The organism is Microcoleus harperi Pol14_C6 (assembly GCF_036701295.1).
Classification (GTDB): Bacteria; Cyanobacteriota; Cyanobacteriia; order Cyanobacteriales; family Microcoleaceae; genus Microcoleus.
Genome location: NZ_JAUBQN010000037.1, coordinates 9,967 through 28,596, shown reverse-complemented (window position 1 = coordinate 28,596; position 18,630 = coordinate 9,967). Strand labels below are relative to the sequence as shown.

At 46.8% G+C, this 18,630-nt stretch carries 15 protein-coding genes; 6 read left to right on the top strand and 9 right to left on the bottom strand.

The window, feature by feature from the left end; genetic code table 11:
* Positions 1–33: 33 nt before the first annotated feature.
* Entirely contained in the window at positions 34–1,008 is a 975-nt protein-coding gene (locus tag QUA27_RS21465) for a LysR family transcriptional regulator (protein ID WP_333070308.1), read from the bottom strand.
* Positions 1,009–1,140: 132 nt separating this feature from the next.
* Here QUA27_RS21465 and QUA27_RS21460 point away from each other — a divergent pair, with 132 nt between their 5' ends.
* Positions 1,141–1,293, top strand: coding sequence for a hypothetical protein (locus QUA27_RS21460; RefSeq protein ID WP_333070307.1), 153 nt, complete (start codon positions 1,141–1,143; stop codon positions 1,291–1,293).
* Positions 1,294–1,621: 328 nt separating this feature from the next.
* On the top strand, positions 1,622–5,023 hold the full coding sequence (locus QUA27_RS21455) for a PAS domain-containing sensor histidine kinase (protein ID WP_333070304.1): 3,402 nt from the start codon (positions 1,622–1,624) through the stop codon (positions 5,021–5,023).
* Positions 5,024–5,135: 112 nt separating this feature from the next.
* Here QUA27_RS21455 and QUA27_RS21450 read toward each other — a convergent pair whose 3' ends face one another.
* Positions 5,136–6,428 carry a HEAT repeat domain-containing protein gene (locus QUA27_RS21450; protein WP_333070302.1) on the bottom strand — a complete coding sequence of 431 codons (1,293 nt, stop codon included), beginning with the start codon at positions 6,426–6,428 and terminating at the stop codon, positions 5,136–5,138.
* A gap of 223 nt (positions 6,429–6,651) precedes the next feature.
* Here QUA27_RS21450 and QUA27_RS21445 point away from each other — a divergent pair, with 223 nt between their 5' ends.
* Entirely contained in the window at positions 6,652–7,518 is an 867-nt protein-coding gene (locus QUA27_RS21445) for a lipid kinase (protein WP_333070301.1), read from the top strand.
* Positions 7,519–7,760: 242 nt separating this feature from the next.
* On the opposite strand, the gene QUA27_RS21440 is transcribed toward QUA27_RS21445, so the two are convergent.
* From QUA27_RS21440 to hemW, 4 genes are all read right to left on the bottom strand, one after another.
* Positions 7,761–9,326: an FAD-dependent oxidoreductase gene (locus tag QUA27_RS21440; protein WP_333070298.1), complete on the bottom strand. Its 1,566-nt coding sequence runs from the start codon at positions 9,324–9,326 to the stop codon at positions 7,761–7,763.
* 195 nt (positions 9,327–9,521) lie between these two features.
* Positions 9,522–9,794 (bottom strand): DUF1830 domain-containing protein, encoded by a 273-nt coding sequence (locus tag QUA27_RS21435; RefSeq protein ID WP_333070296.1) that lies wholly within the window; start codon positions 9,792–9,794, stop codon positions 9,522–9,524.
* 154 nt (positions 9,795–9,948) lie between these two features.
* Positions 9,949–10,167 carry a hypothetical protein gene (locus tag QUA27_RS21430; RefSeq protein WP_333070294.1) on the bottom strand — a complete coding sequence of 73 codons (219 nt, stop codon included), beginning with the start codon at positions 10,165–10,167 and terminating at the stop codon, positions 9,949–9,951.
* Between the two features lie 225 nt (positions 10,168–10,392).
* A complete protein-coding gene (hemW, locus tag QUA27_RS21425; RefSeq protein WP_333070293.1) occupies positions 10,393–11,760 on the bottom strand; it encodes a radical SAM family heme chaperone HemW in 1,368 nt (455 codons plus the stop codon).
* A 375-nt stretch (positions 11,761–12,135) separates the two neighbouring features.
* Here hemW and QUA27_RS21420 point away from each other — a divergent pair, with 375 nt between their 5' ends.
* Entirely contained in the window at positions 12,136–13,215 is a 1,080-nt protein-coding gene (locus tag QUA27_RS21420; protein WP_333070291.1) for a PIN/TRAM domain-containing protein, read from the top strand.
* Between the two features lie 12 nt (positions 13,216–13,227).
* Positions 13,228–13,413, top strand: coding sequence for a DUF8622 domain-containing protein (locus QUA27_RS27640; protein WP_510175267.1), 186 nt, complete (start codon positions 13,228–13,230; stop codon positions 13,411–13,413).
* Between the two features lie 119 nt (positions 13,414–13,532).
* Here the strand turns inward: QUA27_RS27640 and QUA27_RS21415 are convergent, their stop codons facing one another.
* Positions 13,533–14,105 (bottom strand): Uma2 family endonuclease, encoded by a 573-nt coding sequence (locus QUA27_RS21415; RefSeq protein WP_333070290.1) that lies wholly within the window; start codon positions 14,103–14,105, stop codon positions 13,533–13,535.
* A 90-nt stretch (positions 14,106–14,195) separates the two neighbouring features.
* Positions 14,196–16,406 (bottom strand): Tex family protein, encoded by a 2,211-nt coding sequence (locus tag QUA27_RS21410; RefSeq protein WP_333070288.1) that lies wholly within the window; start codon positions 16,404–16,406, stop codon positions 14,196–14,198.
* Between the two features lie 291 nt (positions 16,407–16,697).
* Here QUA27_RS21410 and QUA27_RS21405 point away from each other — a divergent pair, with 291 nt between their 5' ends.
* The gene (locus QUA27_RS21405) at positions 16,698–17,288 is read left to right on the top strand and encodes a Uma2 family endonuclease (protein ID WP_333070286.1); all 591 of its coding nucleotides are present in this window, start codon (positions 16,698–16,700) and stop codon (positions 17,286–17,288) included.
* 174 nt (positions 17,289–17,462) lie between these two features.
* Here the strand turns inward: QUA27_RS21405 and QUA27_RS21400 are convergent, their stop codons facing one another.
* Positions 17,463–18,440 (bottom strand): class II fructose-bisphosphate aldolase, encoded by a 978-nt coding sequence (locus tag QUA27_RS21400; protein WP_333070283.1) that lies wholly within the window; start codon positions 18,438–18,440, stop codon positions 17,463–17,465.
* Positions 18,441–18,630: the final 190 nt, after the last annotated feature.

Sequence of the window (18,630 nt, the reverse complement as noted above, 5' to 3'; positions counted from 1 at the left end):
AAAATTCCCCAAATTCAATTCAAAATTATCTAATTAACTGCCTGATTTTTCTAGCTTGATTACATCAAGTGGCGGCACAAATTCGCGTACAAGATTCCAGAAATGGGCGATCGGCGGAATTTGCATTCGATCGTGAGTTGTCACCAACACCACTTCGCGAGTCCAAGCCGGATCTGCGGCCAATTGACCGATCGCGGAAACCTTGGAATTTGAGCGCTCTTGGGCGATCGACCGCACTGCTAAAGTGCGATCGCCCTTCGCGTCTACCAAAGCTGAATGCGGCAGCAAAGCAATCAATTCTCCCTGTCGCACCACACCCCGAAAAGCATCAAGAGTGTTGAGTTCCAAAACAGCATGAAGTTTAGCACCGATGCGTCCAAATTGTTCTTGCACCATCCGCTGCATTCCGTACCCGTCCTTAAACACCACTTGCGGGTAACAAATCAATTCCGGCCAAGGCACTCGATCGTACTCGGCCAGGGGATGACTAGCGGCCATCAACACCTCGATCGGCTCATTGTAGAGCACCTCAACCAACATTTCCGGGGCTTGAGTAAAATAGCGGTTGTTCATCACCACCGCTATGTCCACCAAACCGTCTTTGAGGACTTTCAGAGCTCGATCGCTCCCGAGGGAAGTCACCCGCAACTGCACGTCTGGATAGTCGCGGCAAAACTTTTGCAGCACAGGCGGCAAATAAGCAGCGCAAACCGAGTGAATCGCAGCCACGCACAGTTCCGGCTGCTTTCCCGCCCGTAAGTCTCCCAATTCTTCAGCAGCATTTTGCCAAGTCTGACATATTTTGCGAGCGTGAGGTAACAGGCATTCCCCTCCCACAGTCAGTTTCGCGTGGGCTGTGCGGTGAAACAGCGACAAACCCACTTCCGCTTCTAATCCCTGCACTTGGCGGCTAATAGTCGATTGGGTAACGCCGCACTTCCGGGCCGCTTGCTGAAAGCTACCAGTTTCAGCAACTGAAAGAAATGCTTGAAGCTGCTCTAAGCGCATGGAGGTTTAATTCGAGATGGTTTCAGAAATTTTACTGGAAGATAATCTGTGACATTAACCGATTTAGTAGCAGAATTTAGTAGACTTTGATACAGGTACAGATTAGTTTTCATTCAGGGGCGAGAGGCGGGGATGCTACGCTCCAAGCATCAATCTGCTTCGGCAGGATTGCTAAGCCTCCAAGTAGAAGTCGGTTCTCCTATGTGGAAAGGATTTCTGAATCTGCAAACTTATCAAAAAATAGATTCAATAAAGATGAGTTTATCGAATATTGCCAGCTTCTAGCTAAACCGTTTCCATGAACGGCACTCTACTAATCCCTTCATCAAGTGAGTTCAATCGATCTGTTTTTACGTCAGTTGTGAATTCAAAAGATAGCATTGAATTTCGTACATCCTTGGGAATTATAGTACCTCACTCTCCCTAAACCTCTCAATAAATGTACGAATATTGCAGGCAGGTTAAAGCGTGCTATGAACTTTCCTCCCCGGACTAAAGTCACTCTTGTTTTATGTTTTTTTGTGTATAAACTAGAAATTAGCGGGTCAGCAACACAAGTGCAACTAGGATCGATCGCACAGGAAAGCCGAAATGCTGCCATTTTATTAAGATTATGTCATTTAACCACAATTTTATTCTGCAAGGCGGATGTTGCCAGTGGCAAGCCCAGTTGATGGGACTGCACGCGGTCAGCGATGTGTTAATTGCCTTGGCTTATTATTCAATTCCAGCAATTCTGACATACTATGCCCGGAAGCAGCCGGACGTGCCTTTGAGTAAGGGGTTTCTCCTATTGGGAGCCTGGTTTTTCTGGGGCGGGACAACTCACTTGATGCAAGTTTGGATGCTGGTGCATCCCAGCGAATGGCTGTCAAGTTCGATCGCCGCCTTAACCGCTATCATCTCTTTGTGGGCTTTAGCGTCCCTGATACCCTGGATTTCTCAATTCTTGGCTATGGCTGGAGCGGCCTCTTTTGCAGGAAATACGGCGCTGCGAACCCAAAAGGTCGATCGACCGCAAGCCGACTCTGCTATTAAAAATTCCTTCCCATCCCCCACAAGCGAACTCCAGCAAATTAACCAGCAATTGCTTGTAGAAATAACACAGCGCGAGCGAGTAGAGGAACTCCTGCTTGACGCTGTAGACAAGTTGCAAGAAAGCGAAGAACGCTTCCGCGTTTTTCAGGAATTATCTCTAGACGGATTTAACGTGTTCCGCAGCATCCGCGACGAATCCACAATTGTGGATTTTGAATGGGAATACGTCAATCCCGCAGCGGCAAAAATTCAGCAGAGTACCCCTGAAGAATTAATCGGCAAGCGATTGCTGCAAGTGCTGCCCGGCCATAAAGATAACAATTTGTTCGACCGTTACGTCGAAGTTATAGAAACAGGAATTTCCCTCGACACCGAGATTTATTACAACAGCGAAGGCATTGTCGGCTGGTTTCGGATTATGACCGTTAAATTGGGCGATGGCATTGCTATTTCTTTTGGGGATATTACTAAGCGCAAGCAAGTAGAAGCATCCCTGCGCGAGGCGCTGCAAAAACTAACTTCTCATTTTGAAAATACCCCCCTAGCGGTGATTGAGTGGGATGAAAACTTTCGGATTAGTGGTTGGTCGCCGGCAGCCAAAAAGATTTTTGGTTGGGAAAAAATAGAAGTTTTAGGCAAGCATTTTAGCGAATGGAAATTTATTTATAAGGGGGATTTTGAAGAGGTAGAATCGGCAATTTATAGTTTAAAAAACCCCAAAAATCGCTGCAATGTAGTTCGCAACAGGAATTATAATAAGTGGGGTTCGTTGGTACACTGCGAGTGGTACAATTCGGCTTTTTACAGCGAGTCTGGACAGTTGATATCGGTGCTGTCTCTGGTTTTGGACGTGACGGAACGCTTTAAATTTCTGGAAGTGCTGCGACAGTCTGAAGAGCGGTTTCGGATTGCGGCAGAAAGTGCCAGTGATTTAATTTATGAATGGGATATCGAAACCGGGATCGTGCTGTGGTTCGGTCACGTAGACGAACATTTGGAGTACGCAAAAGGCGGATTTCCGAGGACAAGAGCAGCTTGGAACAGTATTGTACACCCGATCGACCGCGATCGAGTTTTGGCAGCGGTCGATCGGTATTTGAGTGCGCCAGACAGTTCTGCCGCCCCATTTTTTCAGGAATACCGCGTTCAGTGCCAGCGCGGCCGCTTGCTCCACTGGATCGATCGAGGCAAAGCAGTGCTTGACAAACAAGGTAATCCCTGCAAGTGGATCGGCGTGATTAGCGACATCACCGCTCGCAAAGAGGCCGAAGAACAGAGGAATTGGGCATTGGCGCGGGAACAGGCCGCCCGTCGCCAAGCCGAAGCCAGCGAACAGTTGTACCGCGTCCTCGCTGAAGCTATCCCGCAAATAGTTTGGACGGCCAGGGCCGACGGCTGGCTCGACTACTACAACCAGCGCTGGTTTGAATATACTGGCTTGACGCTGGAGGAAACTCAAGGCTGGGGGTGGCAGCTACCCCTGCATCCAGATGACGTGGAAGATGCTGTAGAAAGTTGGAAGACCTCGGTGGAGACAGGGAAGACTTACGAGGTGGAATACCGCTTTAAACGGGCATCTGACGGAGCTTACCGCTGGCATCTGGGCAGGGCATTGCCCGTGCGGGACGCTGAGGGGAAAATTCTCAAATGGTTCGGGACTTGTACTGATATTGACGATCGCCAGCGATCGGCCCAAACAGCCTATTTTAGCGCTCAAGCCTTGGCTTTGCTGTCGTCGGCTTCTTTAGATTACGAGAAGGCGCTGCAAGGTTTGGCAGATTTAACAGTACCGGCGCTGGGGGATTGGTGCTGTGTGCATTTGCTCGAGACCGACGGCTCGATCCGCTTGCAAGCAGTTGCTCACTCAGATCCCAGCAAAGTCGCTCTGCTGTGGCAAATCGATCGGCGTATGCCGCTAGACCCCCATGGACGGCACGGAGTAGCAAAGGTGCTGCGGACTGGTGAGTCGAAGCTCTACCCAGAAATACCGGAATGGGTGATCGAGGCGGTTGTGCCAGACAGGGAACTGCAGTTGGTGCTGCGATCCCAATCCCAGGTTCTGTCGGCAATCTGCGTGCCGCTGATCGCTCGCGGGCGGACGCTGGGAGCGATTTCGCTGCTGTGCGGGGAGTCGGGCCGCCGCTGCGGGGAGGACGACTTGGCTTTGCTGGAGGATTTGGCCCGGGATGCGGCGGTGGCTATCGACAATGCGCGGCTTTACCGGGAAGCAGACGAGGCCAACCGGATTAAAGACCAGTTTTTGGGAACGCTTTCTCACGAGTTGCGGACGCCTCTGAACGCGATTTTGGGCTGGGCCCAGATGCTGCGGCAGCGCAAATTGAGTCCGGAAAAAACGGCTGTGGGTTTGGAGACTATTGAGCGAAACGCGCGGTTGCAGACTCAGATGATTGAGGATTTGCTGGACGTTTCCCGGATTGTGAGTGGCAAAGTGTGTTTGAAGCTGTGCCCGGTGGATTTGGCACGGATTGTAGAAACGGCCGTGAAGGCGCTCAGCCCTGATGCTGAAGCTAGGGGAGTTGAATTGGTGAGTTTTTGTGGCGAAGGGGTGAGCTTGGTGAGGGGCGATGCTACTCGTTTGCAGCAGGTGGTGTGGAATTTGCTCTCGAATGCTGTTAAGTTTACGCCGCCGTCGGGTCGCGTGGAAATCACGCTATCGGAAGATGGGGAACCGGGAGCAGCGGGTGGCGCCATGTTATCTGGGCCGTCTCCGGTTCACTCTGTTTCGATCGTTGTCAGAGATACGGGAATTGGCATCAGCAAGGAGTTTTTGCCCTTTGTGTTCGATCGCTTCCGCCAAGCTGACAGCACTTCTACGCGCAATTACGGCGGCCTGGGACTGGGATTGGCGATCGTGCGCCATCTCGTGGAACTCCACGGCGGCAGTGTCTGGGCCGAAAGTCCTGGGGAAGGACTCGGCTCGACTTTCGGAGTGCGACTGCCAATTGAGCAGAGCTAAAGTTTTGATTTTTCAGTTATTGAGTTCACAATTCAATATTTAAGTTCTACGTAAGGTGCTTATGGCGCACCCTAAATTTAAATGTTTTCCACAAATCCGCTCTCTATTGGTTTTATTGCCATTCCTGCAATGCGATCGCAATTCCTTGTTTTAATCTTGGTTCGAGGCTCTCTTGCTTAACTAAACTTTCTAATTGCTGTCTGGCCTGGGCAGCGCCTAGCTGTTTGAGCGCTGCCATGCAGTGCAGCCTGACGCTGCTGTCTGCGTCGCCCAACATTGAAATAAGAGCCTCTAGCCCTCTCATATCTCCTAATTTTCCTAAACCTAAAGCTAAAGATTTTTTGCTAACTGCCTCCTGCACTGCCGGATGACCTGTTTTTAACAAATCAATCAGAATTTCAGCAGCAATAGCTTTTAATTCCGGCTTTTCGACTCGCCCTAAAACAGTTACTATCTCTTGAAAAACACTATAATGTATGTTAGTAAATGGCGCCATTAATGTCTGATGCAAATATGCTAAAGCGGTTGCAGTTTCCATCCAGCTTAGGGCGCGCACAGTTTCGATTTGCAATTCAGCCGGAGTTATTGGCGATCGCAGCAATTCAAATAAAGCAGCCGCTGCAGCATCGCTTTTCACTCGCCCGATCGCGATCGCCGCTTGCTGACAAACTTCTAATCGAATGTCCGAAAGCAAAGGTTTGAGCAAGTTAACTAAATCTAATTCTGCATCTAAATAGGCGCGCACACCAAGAGCTCGCACGGCTTCTTTTCTGACTGCTGTCGCAGGATCTTTGAGTGCTGCTACCAGCACCGACGGGATGCGGGAGTCGTGAAAGTTGCTCAGGGACTCGATTGCGGCTGCCCGCACCGCAACTTGAGAGTCTGCGACTACGCTCAACAGCGGTGCGATAGTTTCGGTGCGCCTAATTTGGGCGAGTGCTGCTGTTGCAAACTGTCGCGAGTCTTTTTGCTGCAAGAGAGTTGCGAGGGATTCTATGGCTGTTTGGCCCAAATTCCCTAGGGTTTCGGCGGCGATTTGGCTCAATTCTTCGTCGGAATTTTTGACTAATTCTACTAAAGCTCGAATCACTTCTGGACGATCGAACTTTCCGAGAATGCGGGCGGCGAACCACCGGGGTTCCGTGTCTGCGTCTTCGTCTTCGAGTACGGCAATTAAAGGTGCGATCGCGCCATTTCCCAGATTCGGCAATACTTTAGCAATTTCCCAGCGGTCTTGAAAATCGCCCCATTCCAAAGCTTGTATTGCTAAACTGACAGCTTGCTCTAAAATGTGTTGTTCCTGCGGCTTACTGCCCTTAGCTGTCAGTTGCTGCAAGCATTCGACTAGCCCAGGCCAGTTTTGGCGATCGGCCGCGACTTGCGCTTCTTCTAAAAAATTAGACATAATTTTAGTTTTACTTCTTTAAGGAGCTAGGTAGAGGGCAGCTAGCGGAGAACGCAAGATACTTTTTAGCAATCTTTTGTTACAATTATCCATTTTTTGACATTTTTGTCAATCCAGCATAATTGGTAAAATCGAAATCCAGCATTAATGCGATCGAGTTAAGCCATCAAGCTATACTTTTGGTAATTAAAAACACTCAATATTCCCCATTAAAAATCCACAAATGAAGAAAGCTCTACTTTTAGTAAACCAGCACTCCCGAAAAGGGCAAAAGCTATTATCTCAAGCCACTGTAGAATTAGAAGCACTGGGTTTTGAGTTAATTGTAGAATCTACGGAGCACGCCCGCGAACTTCCCGACACAATTCGCCGCTACCAAAATCAAGTTGAATTAGTAATAATCGGCGGTGGCGACGGCACTCTCAACGCTGCCATAGAAGGTTTGACAGACACCAAGTTACCCTTGGGTATTTTGCCGATGGGAACTGCTAACGACCTCGCCCGCACTCTGGAAATTCCTACTGATTTATCCGCAGCTTGTCAAGTAATCGCCAGCGGTAAAGTTCGGTTCATAGATTTGGGTTGCGTGAACGGCAAGCATTTCTTTAATGTGGCAAGTTTGGGATTGAGCGTGGAAATTACCCAGCGGCTGACTAAAGACGTAAAGCAGCGCTGGGGAGTTTTCGCCTATGCTTTTACTGCTTTGCAGACAATTTTGTCCGCGCGACCGTTCCGAGCAAAAATTCATGTAAAAGACCAAACTTTTAATGTGAAAACTATTCAAATTGCCATTGGCAACGGCCGCTACTACGGCGGTGGCATGACAGTTGCCGAGGATGCCACAATCGACGACAGGCGACTAGATTTATATAGTTTGGAAACAAAAAACTGGTGGGAAATCATTGCTTTGCTGCCAGCTATGAGGCAAGGAAATCATACAAGTTGGCCTAACGTTCGCGCCTTGCACGCTCAAGAATTTGAGGTTAATACTAGCAAACGCCGTCCGATTAATACCGACGGTGAAATAACTACTCACACGCCTGCAAAATTTCGAGTAATTCCCCAAGCTTTAGCAGTTATAGCTCCTTGATAACTCATAAATTATATAATGTTGTGGAACAGGCATCTTGCCTGTTCATATATAATTATGTTGTGAAACAGGCATCTTGCCTGTTCATATATAATTATGTTGTGGAACAGGCATCTTGCCTGTTCATATATTCGCCACGGGCAAGATGCCCGTGCCACAATTAATTATATTATGTTGTGGAACAGGCATCTTGCCTGTTCATTATTCGCCACGGGCAAGATGCCCGTGCCACAATTAATAACTTAATAATCGCCTCCAGCGCCGTATTGCCACGCTTCTATTAATCGGTGGAAATAGTATTGGTGTCCTGGTGCTAAATTTTTCACCTGCGGTTCTACGGCTTTCCCTAAAGGCTGCAATCCCGTATAAATTCCTAAATTCACATAATGAACCATCCAATCTAGCAAATTAGCTATTCCTACCTGCGGGATAATTCTCAGAACTAATCCGGGATGGCTAATTGCTGTTTTAAACAAGGTTTTTGACAAAGCCGGAAACAGCACGATATCCTGAAGAAAGGGTTTGAGTACCGGTTCTCCCAACTCTTCCATTACCTTAAAGACTGCCGCCAAAAGTTGATTGATTTGATTGGAGTCTATTCTTTGATTCATCGCAGCACTCATCGAACGCTGAAACAACCAGGTAACTGATAGATTCGGCTGGTAGGGTTGCAAAAGTGCGAGGGAATTTTTGTCGAGACTGTCGCTTGTCAAAGCTTCCTCAATTCCTAGAGTCAATCGTTTGAGGTGGCGCACCATTGCCCCGAAACCGCCGAAGCTGAGGGGAGATTGGCTACCGCTGCTGTCTCCGACTGGAAGTATGCGATTCCAAGGTGTTTTTAGAGGACTTTGACGATAGCAGGGGAAAAATCCGTAGAGTGCTCTTTGGAATTTTAACTGTTCGAGTTCGACGTTTTGATATTGGGGAAGCAAGCGCAAATACTCTTCAAATAATGTTTCTAAACTGAATCTTTCTGTGTCGGCGTCTATGTATGTAAATAAGTACGTTGTGCGGCCGTCTCTGGCTGGAAATGCTTCCCAAAAATATTGGCACTGATTTTGCATTGGGGTGAAGGATGCAAATATATCCCCAGTGTCGTTTTTGGGGTATCCTCGAGCGCAACTGCCGACTACTAAACATACGGCGTCGGGTTTTTTTCCTTGTCTTGCTTGGCGGACAATGGGCGAAAAATGTCCCATTGCGTCTAATAATAATCGAGTCTTAAATAAATTTGTGGCAGGTTGTGTATCGGTATTTGCAGATTCTACCAAGACTCCATTCGGGTGAATGGTTGCTGTTTTAAATGGTGTATTTTCAAATAGCTTTCCTCCAGCTTGGAGGAATCGCTGCTTGAGGGTTTCTAGGAGGTAAACTGGGTCGATTCCGATGTTGAGTACGTCCCGCACCCAGATGTCGGGGGTGTTGGCAAAGCTGATGCGGGCTGGGTTGTATTCGCTGGCTATGGCTTTTTCTATCTCTTCAACTGATAGCAAATTTAGTTCTAAGAATGCGTCTAATTCTTTGCGAGAAATGTTCCATTCTTGATCGCGTCCTCGCAGGATGCCGCGTTCAAGCAGGGCTACTCGCCAACCCCGCACGGCTAAGGCTGTACCGATTAATATTCCTAGGGTTCCGCCGCCGATAACTATGTCGAAGTCGAGGGTTTCGAGGGGTTGTTGGCTGTGTTTGATTGCTTGGGGTGCTGGTGCGGTGTTTTGTTTGAGGTTTTCCCAGAGTCGATCGACTTTTCTCAGACCTCCGAGGGCGTCTCCTGGCAGTTGGGAGAGGATTTGTTCGGTGAGGGACATCGGGTTTTAGTATTAAACAGTGGTGGATTTTTTATAATTTAGCTTAGATTAACATTTGCGACAGTTTCAGGGCTGAGGCATCGGTGGCGAGAATCACGGAGTTTTTATCATCATACAAATAATCATACAGAGAAACCCGGTTTATGAAAAAAAACCGGGTTTCTACCTCTGGTTGGTAAGTCTGGGGAATTATCTTCAATCAGCCGTGCTTAATTCTTCAACTCGCAGCCGATCGCACAAAATTCGCTCGCACACTATAGCACCAGTCTCCGCACTCCTGCAAACTTCTAACTGAGCTTCCGGCAGCGCTTCAAACAAAAAACGTTCCCCCGGAAACACCGTCCTCTCAAAATACCAATTAGGAATATTTGTAATGCGAGCGATTTGCACTTTGCTAGTATTATTGAGATACCAACACAAAATGCGCGTATGACCTTCAGAAATTACCTGATTTAGTGTCAAATTCATTTTTTTAACTTGTTTGTGCAATTGTGCGAACGATACGGCGACTGGTCTCTATCAAATATAGCATATTACAAATTAAAACACAATTTTTTATAGTTTTTTTTACATTGTTTGGGTTAATTAATAAATTTTGCCGACAAACATCAGCGCCTTCCACCTATTCCCAAGAAGGTGCAAAAGCCGGCAGTGCTAAAGTGCAAGATTTCCATCCTCCCCTAACAGGTGCGTTAAACAATTGACAGTGACCAACTGAACCTCTTGCCTGTTGGTAGTGACCGCAAAAATTACACTTGGAAGCCGGATTGCACCCGCGCTCGCTAATTACAAGGCAGGGCTGGTTTTGGGTTTGGTTGCGCTCGATAGTTAAAGTGTTCATTAAATTACTTTTTAAATGTTCAGTCTTAAGTATGACGGATGGAATGCAGTCGTGGCGTCTATCTCAAGGCTTAGTTCCCTTTTAAGTTTTGTTTAGGGATCGATATAAAATATATTATTTTTGAGATGATCGAGTTAGGGAGCAATTAAATATTCTTTTGTCGCATTGACGGCCCCGGCTTTAGCAAAGCTCGCGCTTCCCTGAGATATACTTCCTCAGACAGAGCTAATTATCCTCGCCTAACTTGCTGAACAAATCGGCTAAAATTGTATTAGAAAATAAAAAACCTTCGGGATCGCTCAACCTCAAATTGCCCGACAGCGGCAGTTTCGCGCCCTCGCCTAAAGTTGCGTGAAGCGGAGCTATCCCGTAGGAAATCGCCCCCTCCTCCGTCATAATTTCCACCCATCCTTGCCGCCAGTAGGGCTGCAAACAACGCCAAATTTTATCAACCGTTTGCTGAGTAAACTTTTGAGTCAGCGCCGACAGGCTAACTCCTTCTGCTAAACGCAAACCTAGCATCAGCGTTTCTAACAAAACGTCATTTTCTGAAACTTGAAAATTTTGTTCAATTTCTCGGTCAATATCTGGCTGGGTTTCCCCCCCAAGTTGTTCGGTAGCAGAGGAATTGAGGCGAGAGATCGATCGCACCCACTGATAATATTCTTGAGTTTTGCGAGGCCTGGTCAACCTCCGACCTTCCACGTAACTCGCCGCCCCCATTCCCAAACCGTAATAAGGGCGATTTTCCCAATAAACGCGGTTGTGGCGGCACTGATAGCCCGATCGAGCGTAATTAGAAATTTCGTAATGTTCGTAGCCAGCCCCCGTCAGAATTTCCCTTGCTAAACGGTACATTTGAGCAGCGGTGTCATCTGCCGGCAGTGGCTGTGCGCCTGCTTCAAAGTAGCGCCCGAAAGCCGTTCCCTGCTCAACAATTAAGTCGTAACTCGACAGATGAGTCGGGCTAATTTCCACCGCCGATTTTAGGGAAGCTTCCCACTGTTCTAAAGTTTGGTGCGGCAGTCCCGAAATCAGGTCTAAACTGAAATTGACAATACCAGCCGATCGCACTATTTCTACTGCTTCAAAAATTTCTGCTACCGAGTGCGATCGCCCGCAAGCTTGCAGCAATTCATCCTGAAAAGCTTGCACTCCCAAACTAACCCGATTTACTCCCGCCGCTGCATATCCCCGCAACTGTTCTAAAGTAAACGTACCCGGATCTATTTCTATAGAAATTTCCGCCTCAGCAGCAATGCCAAATTTGCCGTCGAGAGTCTCCAAAATATTGCTCAACTGACTGACTGAAAGCAGCGAAGGTGTGCCCCCACCAAAAAAAACTGTTTTCAGAGATGCGCCTAAATTTTTTGTTTCTTGAATTTCTTGACAGAGTACGGCAACGTATTGCACAATTGTCCCGGAATTTTCGCCATTTTTGCGATCGCCCACCACAAAAACCGGAAAATCGCAGTAGTAACAGCGGCGGCGACAAAAAGGTATGTGCAGGTAAGCCGAAGTGGGAATGCTGAGATTTGTCGCTTGCACACTTTTTTTTAATTCAAATGTTAAATAATCTGTGATAGGGTTCATTACATTTCATGCCAAAAGCGCAACTTCAAATCTAAAGTTTTAATTAAACCATCATGAATAATTATGTATATTATGACATTTTCTTACCAAAAAAGCCCTGCGAACGATCGGCTCTTGTAGTTTAACCTCGTACCAGTTTCCCTCCGTCACAATTCCCGAACAGCCCGCAGGGCGGTTTATTCGCCCCTCCTGCCTGTTTTCGGCCCGGCCTGGTAAATGCCGCTCAGCTCGATCGCACATCCCTCAGAGGGTACAACCCCGAAATATAAGTTTATGAGAATCCTTGAGTAGATATAGCGATTTCCGACCAAAGCATGAAAACAAGTATCAGCACTGGAAAGATATAATAGGAATAAATTCATTAACCTAGAACTAATGCTAGACGCAATCATAATAATCTCATTCATAATCGCAGGCGGAGGCATCGGCTATTACGGAGTCGAACTCCTGCCGAGCAATCTGCTGCAGCAAGTTACAAACATACAAGGTTTAAGTTCTGTACTAGGTTCCTTTGGAGCATTAATCGGCTTCGTGATGGGATTAGTGGCTCAAACAACCTACCGCCGGCTGGAAAAACAAGTTCGCGATATGCCAGTGGAGATGTTACTGACGCGGGCGATCGGCTTAATCATCGGACTTCTCGTAGCGAACTTAATGCTGGCTCCGCTATTCCTGCTGCCAATTCCCCGCGAGTTCGGCTTCATCAAACCTCTAGTCGCCGTCTTGGGTAGCGTCATGTTCGGCTTCACAGGCGTCAGTTTGACCGACACCCACGGCCGTGCTTTCTTGCGACTGATCAACCCCAAAAGCTTAGACACGGTGTTGGTAGCCGAAGGGACTTTCAAACCAGCCTCTGCCAAAGTGGTCGATACTAGCTGCATTATTGACGGCCGGATTGAAAACCTGTTAGAAACAGGTTTCCTCGAAGGTCAAATTATTATCCCGCAATTCGTTCTCCAAGAACTGCAACTGGTAGCTGATTCAGCCAACGATCAAAAGCGAGTGCGCGGGCGCCGCGGCTTAGATGTACTCAACCGCATCAAAGAAACATATCCAGAACGGATTCAAATTCACTCGGCTGACTACGAAGATCTGGCCACAGTCGATGCAAAATTAGTTCGGTTCGCTTTGGAGATCGACGGCATTTTGCTCACCAACGATTACAACTTATCGAAAGTAGCTACTGTCCAAAAACTGCCGGTTTTGAATATTAATGATTTGACTCATGCAGTGCGCCCCACTTATTTGCCGGGAGATACGATCGAACTAAAAATCCGCAAAGAAGGCAAAGAACCCTCTCAGGGAATCGGTTACTTGGATGACGGCACAATGGTTGTCGTAGAAGCAGGAAGCAGCTATGTCGGCGGCGAAGCCAGAGTCGTAGTCACCAGCGCCCTGCAAACAAGCGCCGGCCGCATGATATTTGCCCGCCCTCAAGAGTCCGTTATTGTTTGAAACTGAGTAACAATGGCCAGGGCAATCAGAATCAAATATTGCGATCGTTGTTCCCAATCTGCCCCGACTCTCTACCGTGCCCGGTATGACGAGTCGGGGCAGTGGTTTTTTCTGTGTCTTAAATGTTGGGAATCGGTAAGTAAAAACAATCCTTTTTACTTCTACGGCGGCACTTGGAAAGCCACCAAGAAAAAATAGCCATTACCAGCTTCTTCTTCTTTTCTGTTCCTTCGCGTCCTAGCGCTTACGCGCGGCTTCGCCTAACGCGTCTTCGCGGTTCAATCATATCAATATCAGTGATTCAGGAGTAATTAAAATCAAGTAATCTCGATCGCATCTTCATACAATGTCTCGATCGCACAGCTAAAATTAACACTAGCCAACTGAACTTCTTGTCCTTGAGTGTAAGGATAAAGCACCCACAAACCCTCTGCATTCCGACGAAAACACTCTACACTAACTCTTTCTTGATTGATTAATACATACTCTTGCAAACTTTCAGAAGTGCGGTAATCAGCAAATTTATCGCCTCTGTCAAAAGCCGCTGTTGTCGGCGATAAAACTTCCACAATTAAGCGCGGGTAGCGAATGAAATCTTCATCAGCATTTCTGTCCCGTTCATCGCAACTCACCGCTACATCGGGATAGTAATAACAATCTGCTGACTCAATCCGAACTTTCATCTCTGCCATGTAAGGTATGCAGCCACTCCCCCGAAGATGATTTCTCAACAGTGCCAACACATTTCCCGAAATGATGACATGAGCTTTGCTTGCCCCTGCCATTGCATAGATTTCACCTTGCCTGTACTCGTGTTTGATCTGACTGACTTTCTCGGCTGCTAAATAATCTTCAGGAGAGAGGTAGGTGTCGCTTTTACTTGCAACCATATAATTTTGAGGTTGGTAAGGATTACACAATTGTAGCCGTAGCTTGCGGGGCGGGACGCCATCGCCCTTTTTCAGCTTTCCCCCAAAGCTTTAACGCCGGCGCGGGGCCGGAAGCCTGACGCTATTGCCATTTTGCGGTTGCGGTTTTTCTTGTAGCTTCATCGTCAAACTAACCCGCTTTAACTTCTCATTCACCTCCAAAACCCGCACTTTCACCACTTGTCCAACTTTAACAATCTGTTTGGGGTCATCTACAAAGCGATCGGCTAATTGAGAAATGTGAACCAAACCATCTTGGTGCACCCCTACATCAACAAAGGCTCCAAAATTAGCTACATTCGTGATTATGCCTTCTAATTCCATCCCAACTTGCAAGTCGGATATTTCTTTGATTCCTGCTTGGAAAGTGGCATATTTAAACTCGGCGCGCGGGTCTCTTCCTGGTTTTTCTAGTTCGGAAATAATGTCTCGGAGTGTTGGTTCTCCGACTTTCTCTGTGACATATTTCTTGATGTTTACAGTCTTGATTTTTTCCGATATTTGTGTTATTCCTGTCAGCGGCAAGTCTAAATCCTTGGCGATCGCTTGCACGACAGGATAACTTTCGGGATGAACTGCTGTATTGTCCAGGGGGTTTTCACCGCCGCGAATGCGAAGAAACCCGGCTGCTTGTTCAAAAGCTTTTGGCCCGAGTTTGGGAACTTTCAGGAGTTGACGGCGATTTTTAAAGGCGCCGTTTTCGTTGCGGTAAGTGACGATATTTTTGGCAACTGTTGCCGTCATTCCTGACACAAATGTCAGCAGTTCTTTGGAGGCTGTGTTTAAGTCCACTCCGACATAATTAACGCAGCTTTCGACTGTTTCGTCGAGTTTCTTTTTGAGCAGTTTTTGGTCAACGTCGTGCTGGTATTGACCGACTCCTATTGATTTCGGGTCGATTTTCACGAGTTCGGCGAGGGGGTCTTGCAAGCGCCGCCCGATGCTGACTGCGCCGCGAACGGTGATGTCGAGGTCTGGAAATTCGGCGATCGCCACTTCGCTTGCTGAATAAATCGATGCACCGGATTCATTCACCATGACTTTAATCGGTTTTCTTTCCATTTCTGCCAAAACTTCCGAAACAAATTCGTCTGTTTCGCGGGAAGCTGTACCGTTGCCGATCGCGATTAATTCAATTTTATATTTTTCAATTAAATGCTTGACAATTTTACCAGCTTGCTGTCGCTGGGCGGCTGCTTGGTGGGGAAAAATTGCTTGATATTCTAAAAATTGCCCGGTTTCATCGAGGGCGGAAACTTTACACCCCGTGCGAAATCCCGGATCGATCGCCAGTGTCGGTTTCATGCCCGCCGGCGCCGACAGCAGCAACTCGCGGAGGTTGGTTTCAAAAGTGGCGATGGACTCGATATCAGCGACGGCTTTGTTGTGCGATCGTACTTCTGTAATTAACGAAGTCTTCATCAGTCGGTTGAAGGCATCCTTCAAGGTCGATCGATAAAACTCTTTAACTTCCGGTATCCTAGTTTTAATTTCCTGACCTTCCAAATAAGCCATCACTGCGGATTCATCAAAAGCCAGTTCCAAATCTAAGACTCCTTCCGTTTCTCCGCGAAACAGCGCTAACATATTGTGCGACTGAACGCTTCTCGCTGCAACTTGGTAATTGCGGTACATTTCAAATTTGGTGCTTCCTTCCGGAAAATCATCTTTAATTTTCGAGACAAAAACTCCTGTTTTCATCAAAAGTTCTCGTAAATAAGCGCGCAATTCTGCTTTTTCCGAAACCGCTTCCGCCAAAATATCCGCAGCACCTTTGAGAGCTTCTTCTGCTGTTTTCACTCCCTTTTCTTCCGAAATGTATTTAGCTGCTTCAGCCTCAAAATCTGCTGGTTTAGCCGTCGGTAAGTTCAGAGATTTGATAAATTCTGCCAGCGGTTCTAAACCTTTTTCCCTAGCAATTGTGGCTCGCGTCCGCCGCTTGGGTTTGTAAGGCAGATAAAGGTCTTCGAGTTCGTTCTTTTGCAAACACGATTCGATTTTAGCTTGCAGTTCTTCTGTGAGTTTTCCCTGAGAGCTAATCGTATCTAAAATCGACTTTTTGCGCTCTTCAATTTCCGTCAGATAGGTGAAGCGATCTGAGATATCCCGCAACTGAATTTCATTCAGCAAATCCGTGCGTTCTTTGCGGTAGCGGGCAATAAACGGAATTGTTGCTCCCTCTGCGAAAAGTTCCAGAGCATTATTGACTTGAGATAGATTAATGGAAAGTTCTTGAGCAATTAGTTGAGGAATGTCGATCATAGTGCAGAATTTCGGATCCGTCGATTTGAGATTTTAGAGGTGAAATTTACTTCACAAATGAGAGGAAGAAAAGTTTGAAATAAACGTTTTACAGGGTGTTGGCACTCGTCCGGCAAGTATTAAAATGATGTTAGCATAAATGCAGTCATTTCTCAATATTATATGTTGCCTTTTAAATATCCTGTGCCGCAAACCGATCCGCCGCGATCGCCCAGAGAAACGCTGCCGACGATGTACGATTTACCGAGCGAAGACCCGGAGGAACCTGGTTTGCGGGAATAATTTCACGATTTGCAGCCGCAGTTGTTGAGCCTGACGTTTCGACCTCGGAATTATCCAGCTTCTGAGATATTTAGCGGCACCGACATGAACCTTTATTATGACGTGCATCATACTCTCTGGCACAAGCGGCCGGATTGGTTTGCAGTTGTGGGAGTTCCCCGACTTTACGATCGCTCCGAACTGCGGATGAGTTATGTTACTTGGCAGCAAGGCGTGAATCCTTTTGTAATTGTAGAACTGCTTTCGCCGGGAACGGAAAAAGAAGATTTAGGCGACAATACCGATGAAGAAAAGTTGCCACCTCAGTCGGGAAACACTGCAGGTAACGGGCAAGTTTTGGAGGTTTATACGAAGGATCTGCCGCTTATAAAATGGGAGGTTTACGAGCAAATTTTGCTGGTTCCTATTTATGCCGTTTTCAGCCGCTATACTAACAAATTGCGAGTGTTTGAATTGAAGGGCGGACACTATCAAGAATTAGAATTGCCCCAGTCGCGAGTGTGGATTGCTGACCTAAGTTTGGGCTTGGGTTTGTGGCAAGGAGAGTTCCAGGGAATCGATCGACTGTGGTTGCGCTGGTATGATGTTGATGGCGATTGAATTCTGACTGAAGCGGAACACCAATGGCAGCAGGCAGAGTCAGCAGAAGCTCAATTGCAGTCTTTAATTCGGCGGCTGCGGGAATCTGGCATCGATCCCGATCGATTTTTAAACGGTTAGAGAGGACTGAAGTCCTGACTAAAAACTGTTTCGCAGTCAGGACTTTAGTTTTTTTTACTTCAACATAAGACTCAAAGCCTCACTATACACAGGCTTTAACATTTGATCAAAACTTGATTTGTTGTGGCTTGTTTGTTGGTTGCTGGTAATCTTTGCGGTCAAGTCATCCGCGTAGGGAGAGTGATGCACATAAGCTTTACCGACAGAACCGAAAAGTTGCAGTTTGTCAGAAATGACCCATCGCATGGCATTGATAGATTTTTCCATTATTTCCAACAAATCCGGATCAGACAAAGAAATGCTACTTTTTAACACGTCCATATAAGCTTCGCGAACTTCTGTATTCACATTGAATTTCGATACTCCCAATTGAATACATTGATGAATCATTAATGCCGGCAAACCGCTAGCACCGTGCATCACTAACGGCACTGAAACAGCAGCCCGGATTTTTGCCAGACGCGGAAAATCTAGTTTTGGTTCGCTTAAATATTTGCCGTGAACGTTACCAATTGTTACGGCTAAAAAATCCACCTTAGTTTCTTTGATAAACTCTACTGCTGCTACGGGATCGGTCATTCTTGCGGCTTTCTCATCGATTGTCAAACCGTCTTCCCTGCCACTAATTCTGCCGATTTCTGCTTCAACTGCCGCACCGTTAGCGTGGGCTAATTTAGTCATTTCCCGGCTAAATATTAAGTTTTGTTCGTAGGGTAAAAAAGAACCGTCTGCCATAATTGATTTAATGCCCGCACCTAGGCCGAGGTGAATGTCTTTTTCTGAGGTGCTGTGATCTAAGTGTACTGCGATCGGCACTAGAGATTTGCGGGCCGCTTCTATGCACAGTGCGACTAAAGGCGATTTTCCGTATTGGAGGGTGCTGGGGTTAAGTTGCAGTATAGCAGGACTGTGCAGCGCTTCGGCCGCATTGATGACGGCTTTTACTCCTTCGAGGTTGTAGACGTTAAAAGCACCGATCGCATAACCATTTCTCAATGCCGTGTTCAGCAATTCGCTAGTTGAGGCGAGCATATAGTACCTAACTTTAAAAACTTTTCTGAATGTTGATTATTATATCAAAGTTTAAGGGCAAGCTCAGCTTAATTTGTGTTTATTTTAATTGCGAATTCTTCGGCTAGCATTTATTCTGAATGTTGATTATTATATCAAAGTTTAAGGGCAAGCTCAGCTTAATTTGTGTTTATTTTAATTGCGAATTCTT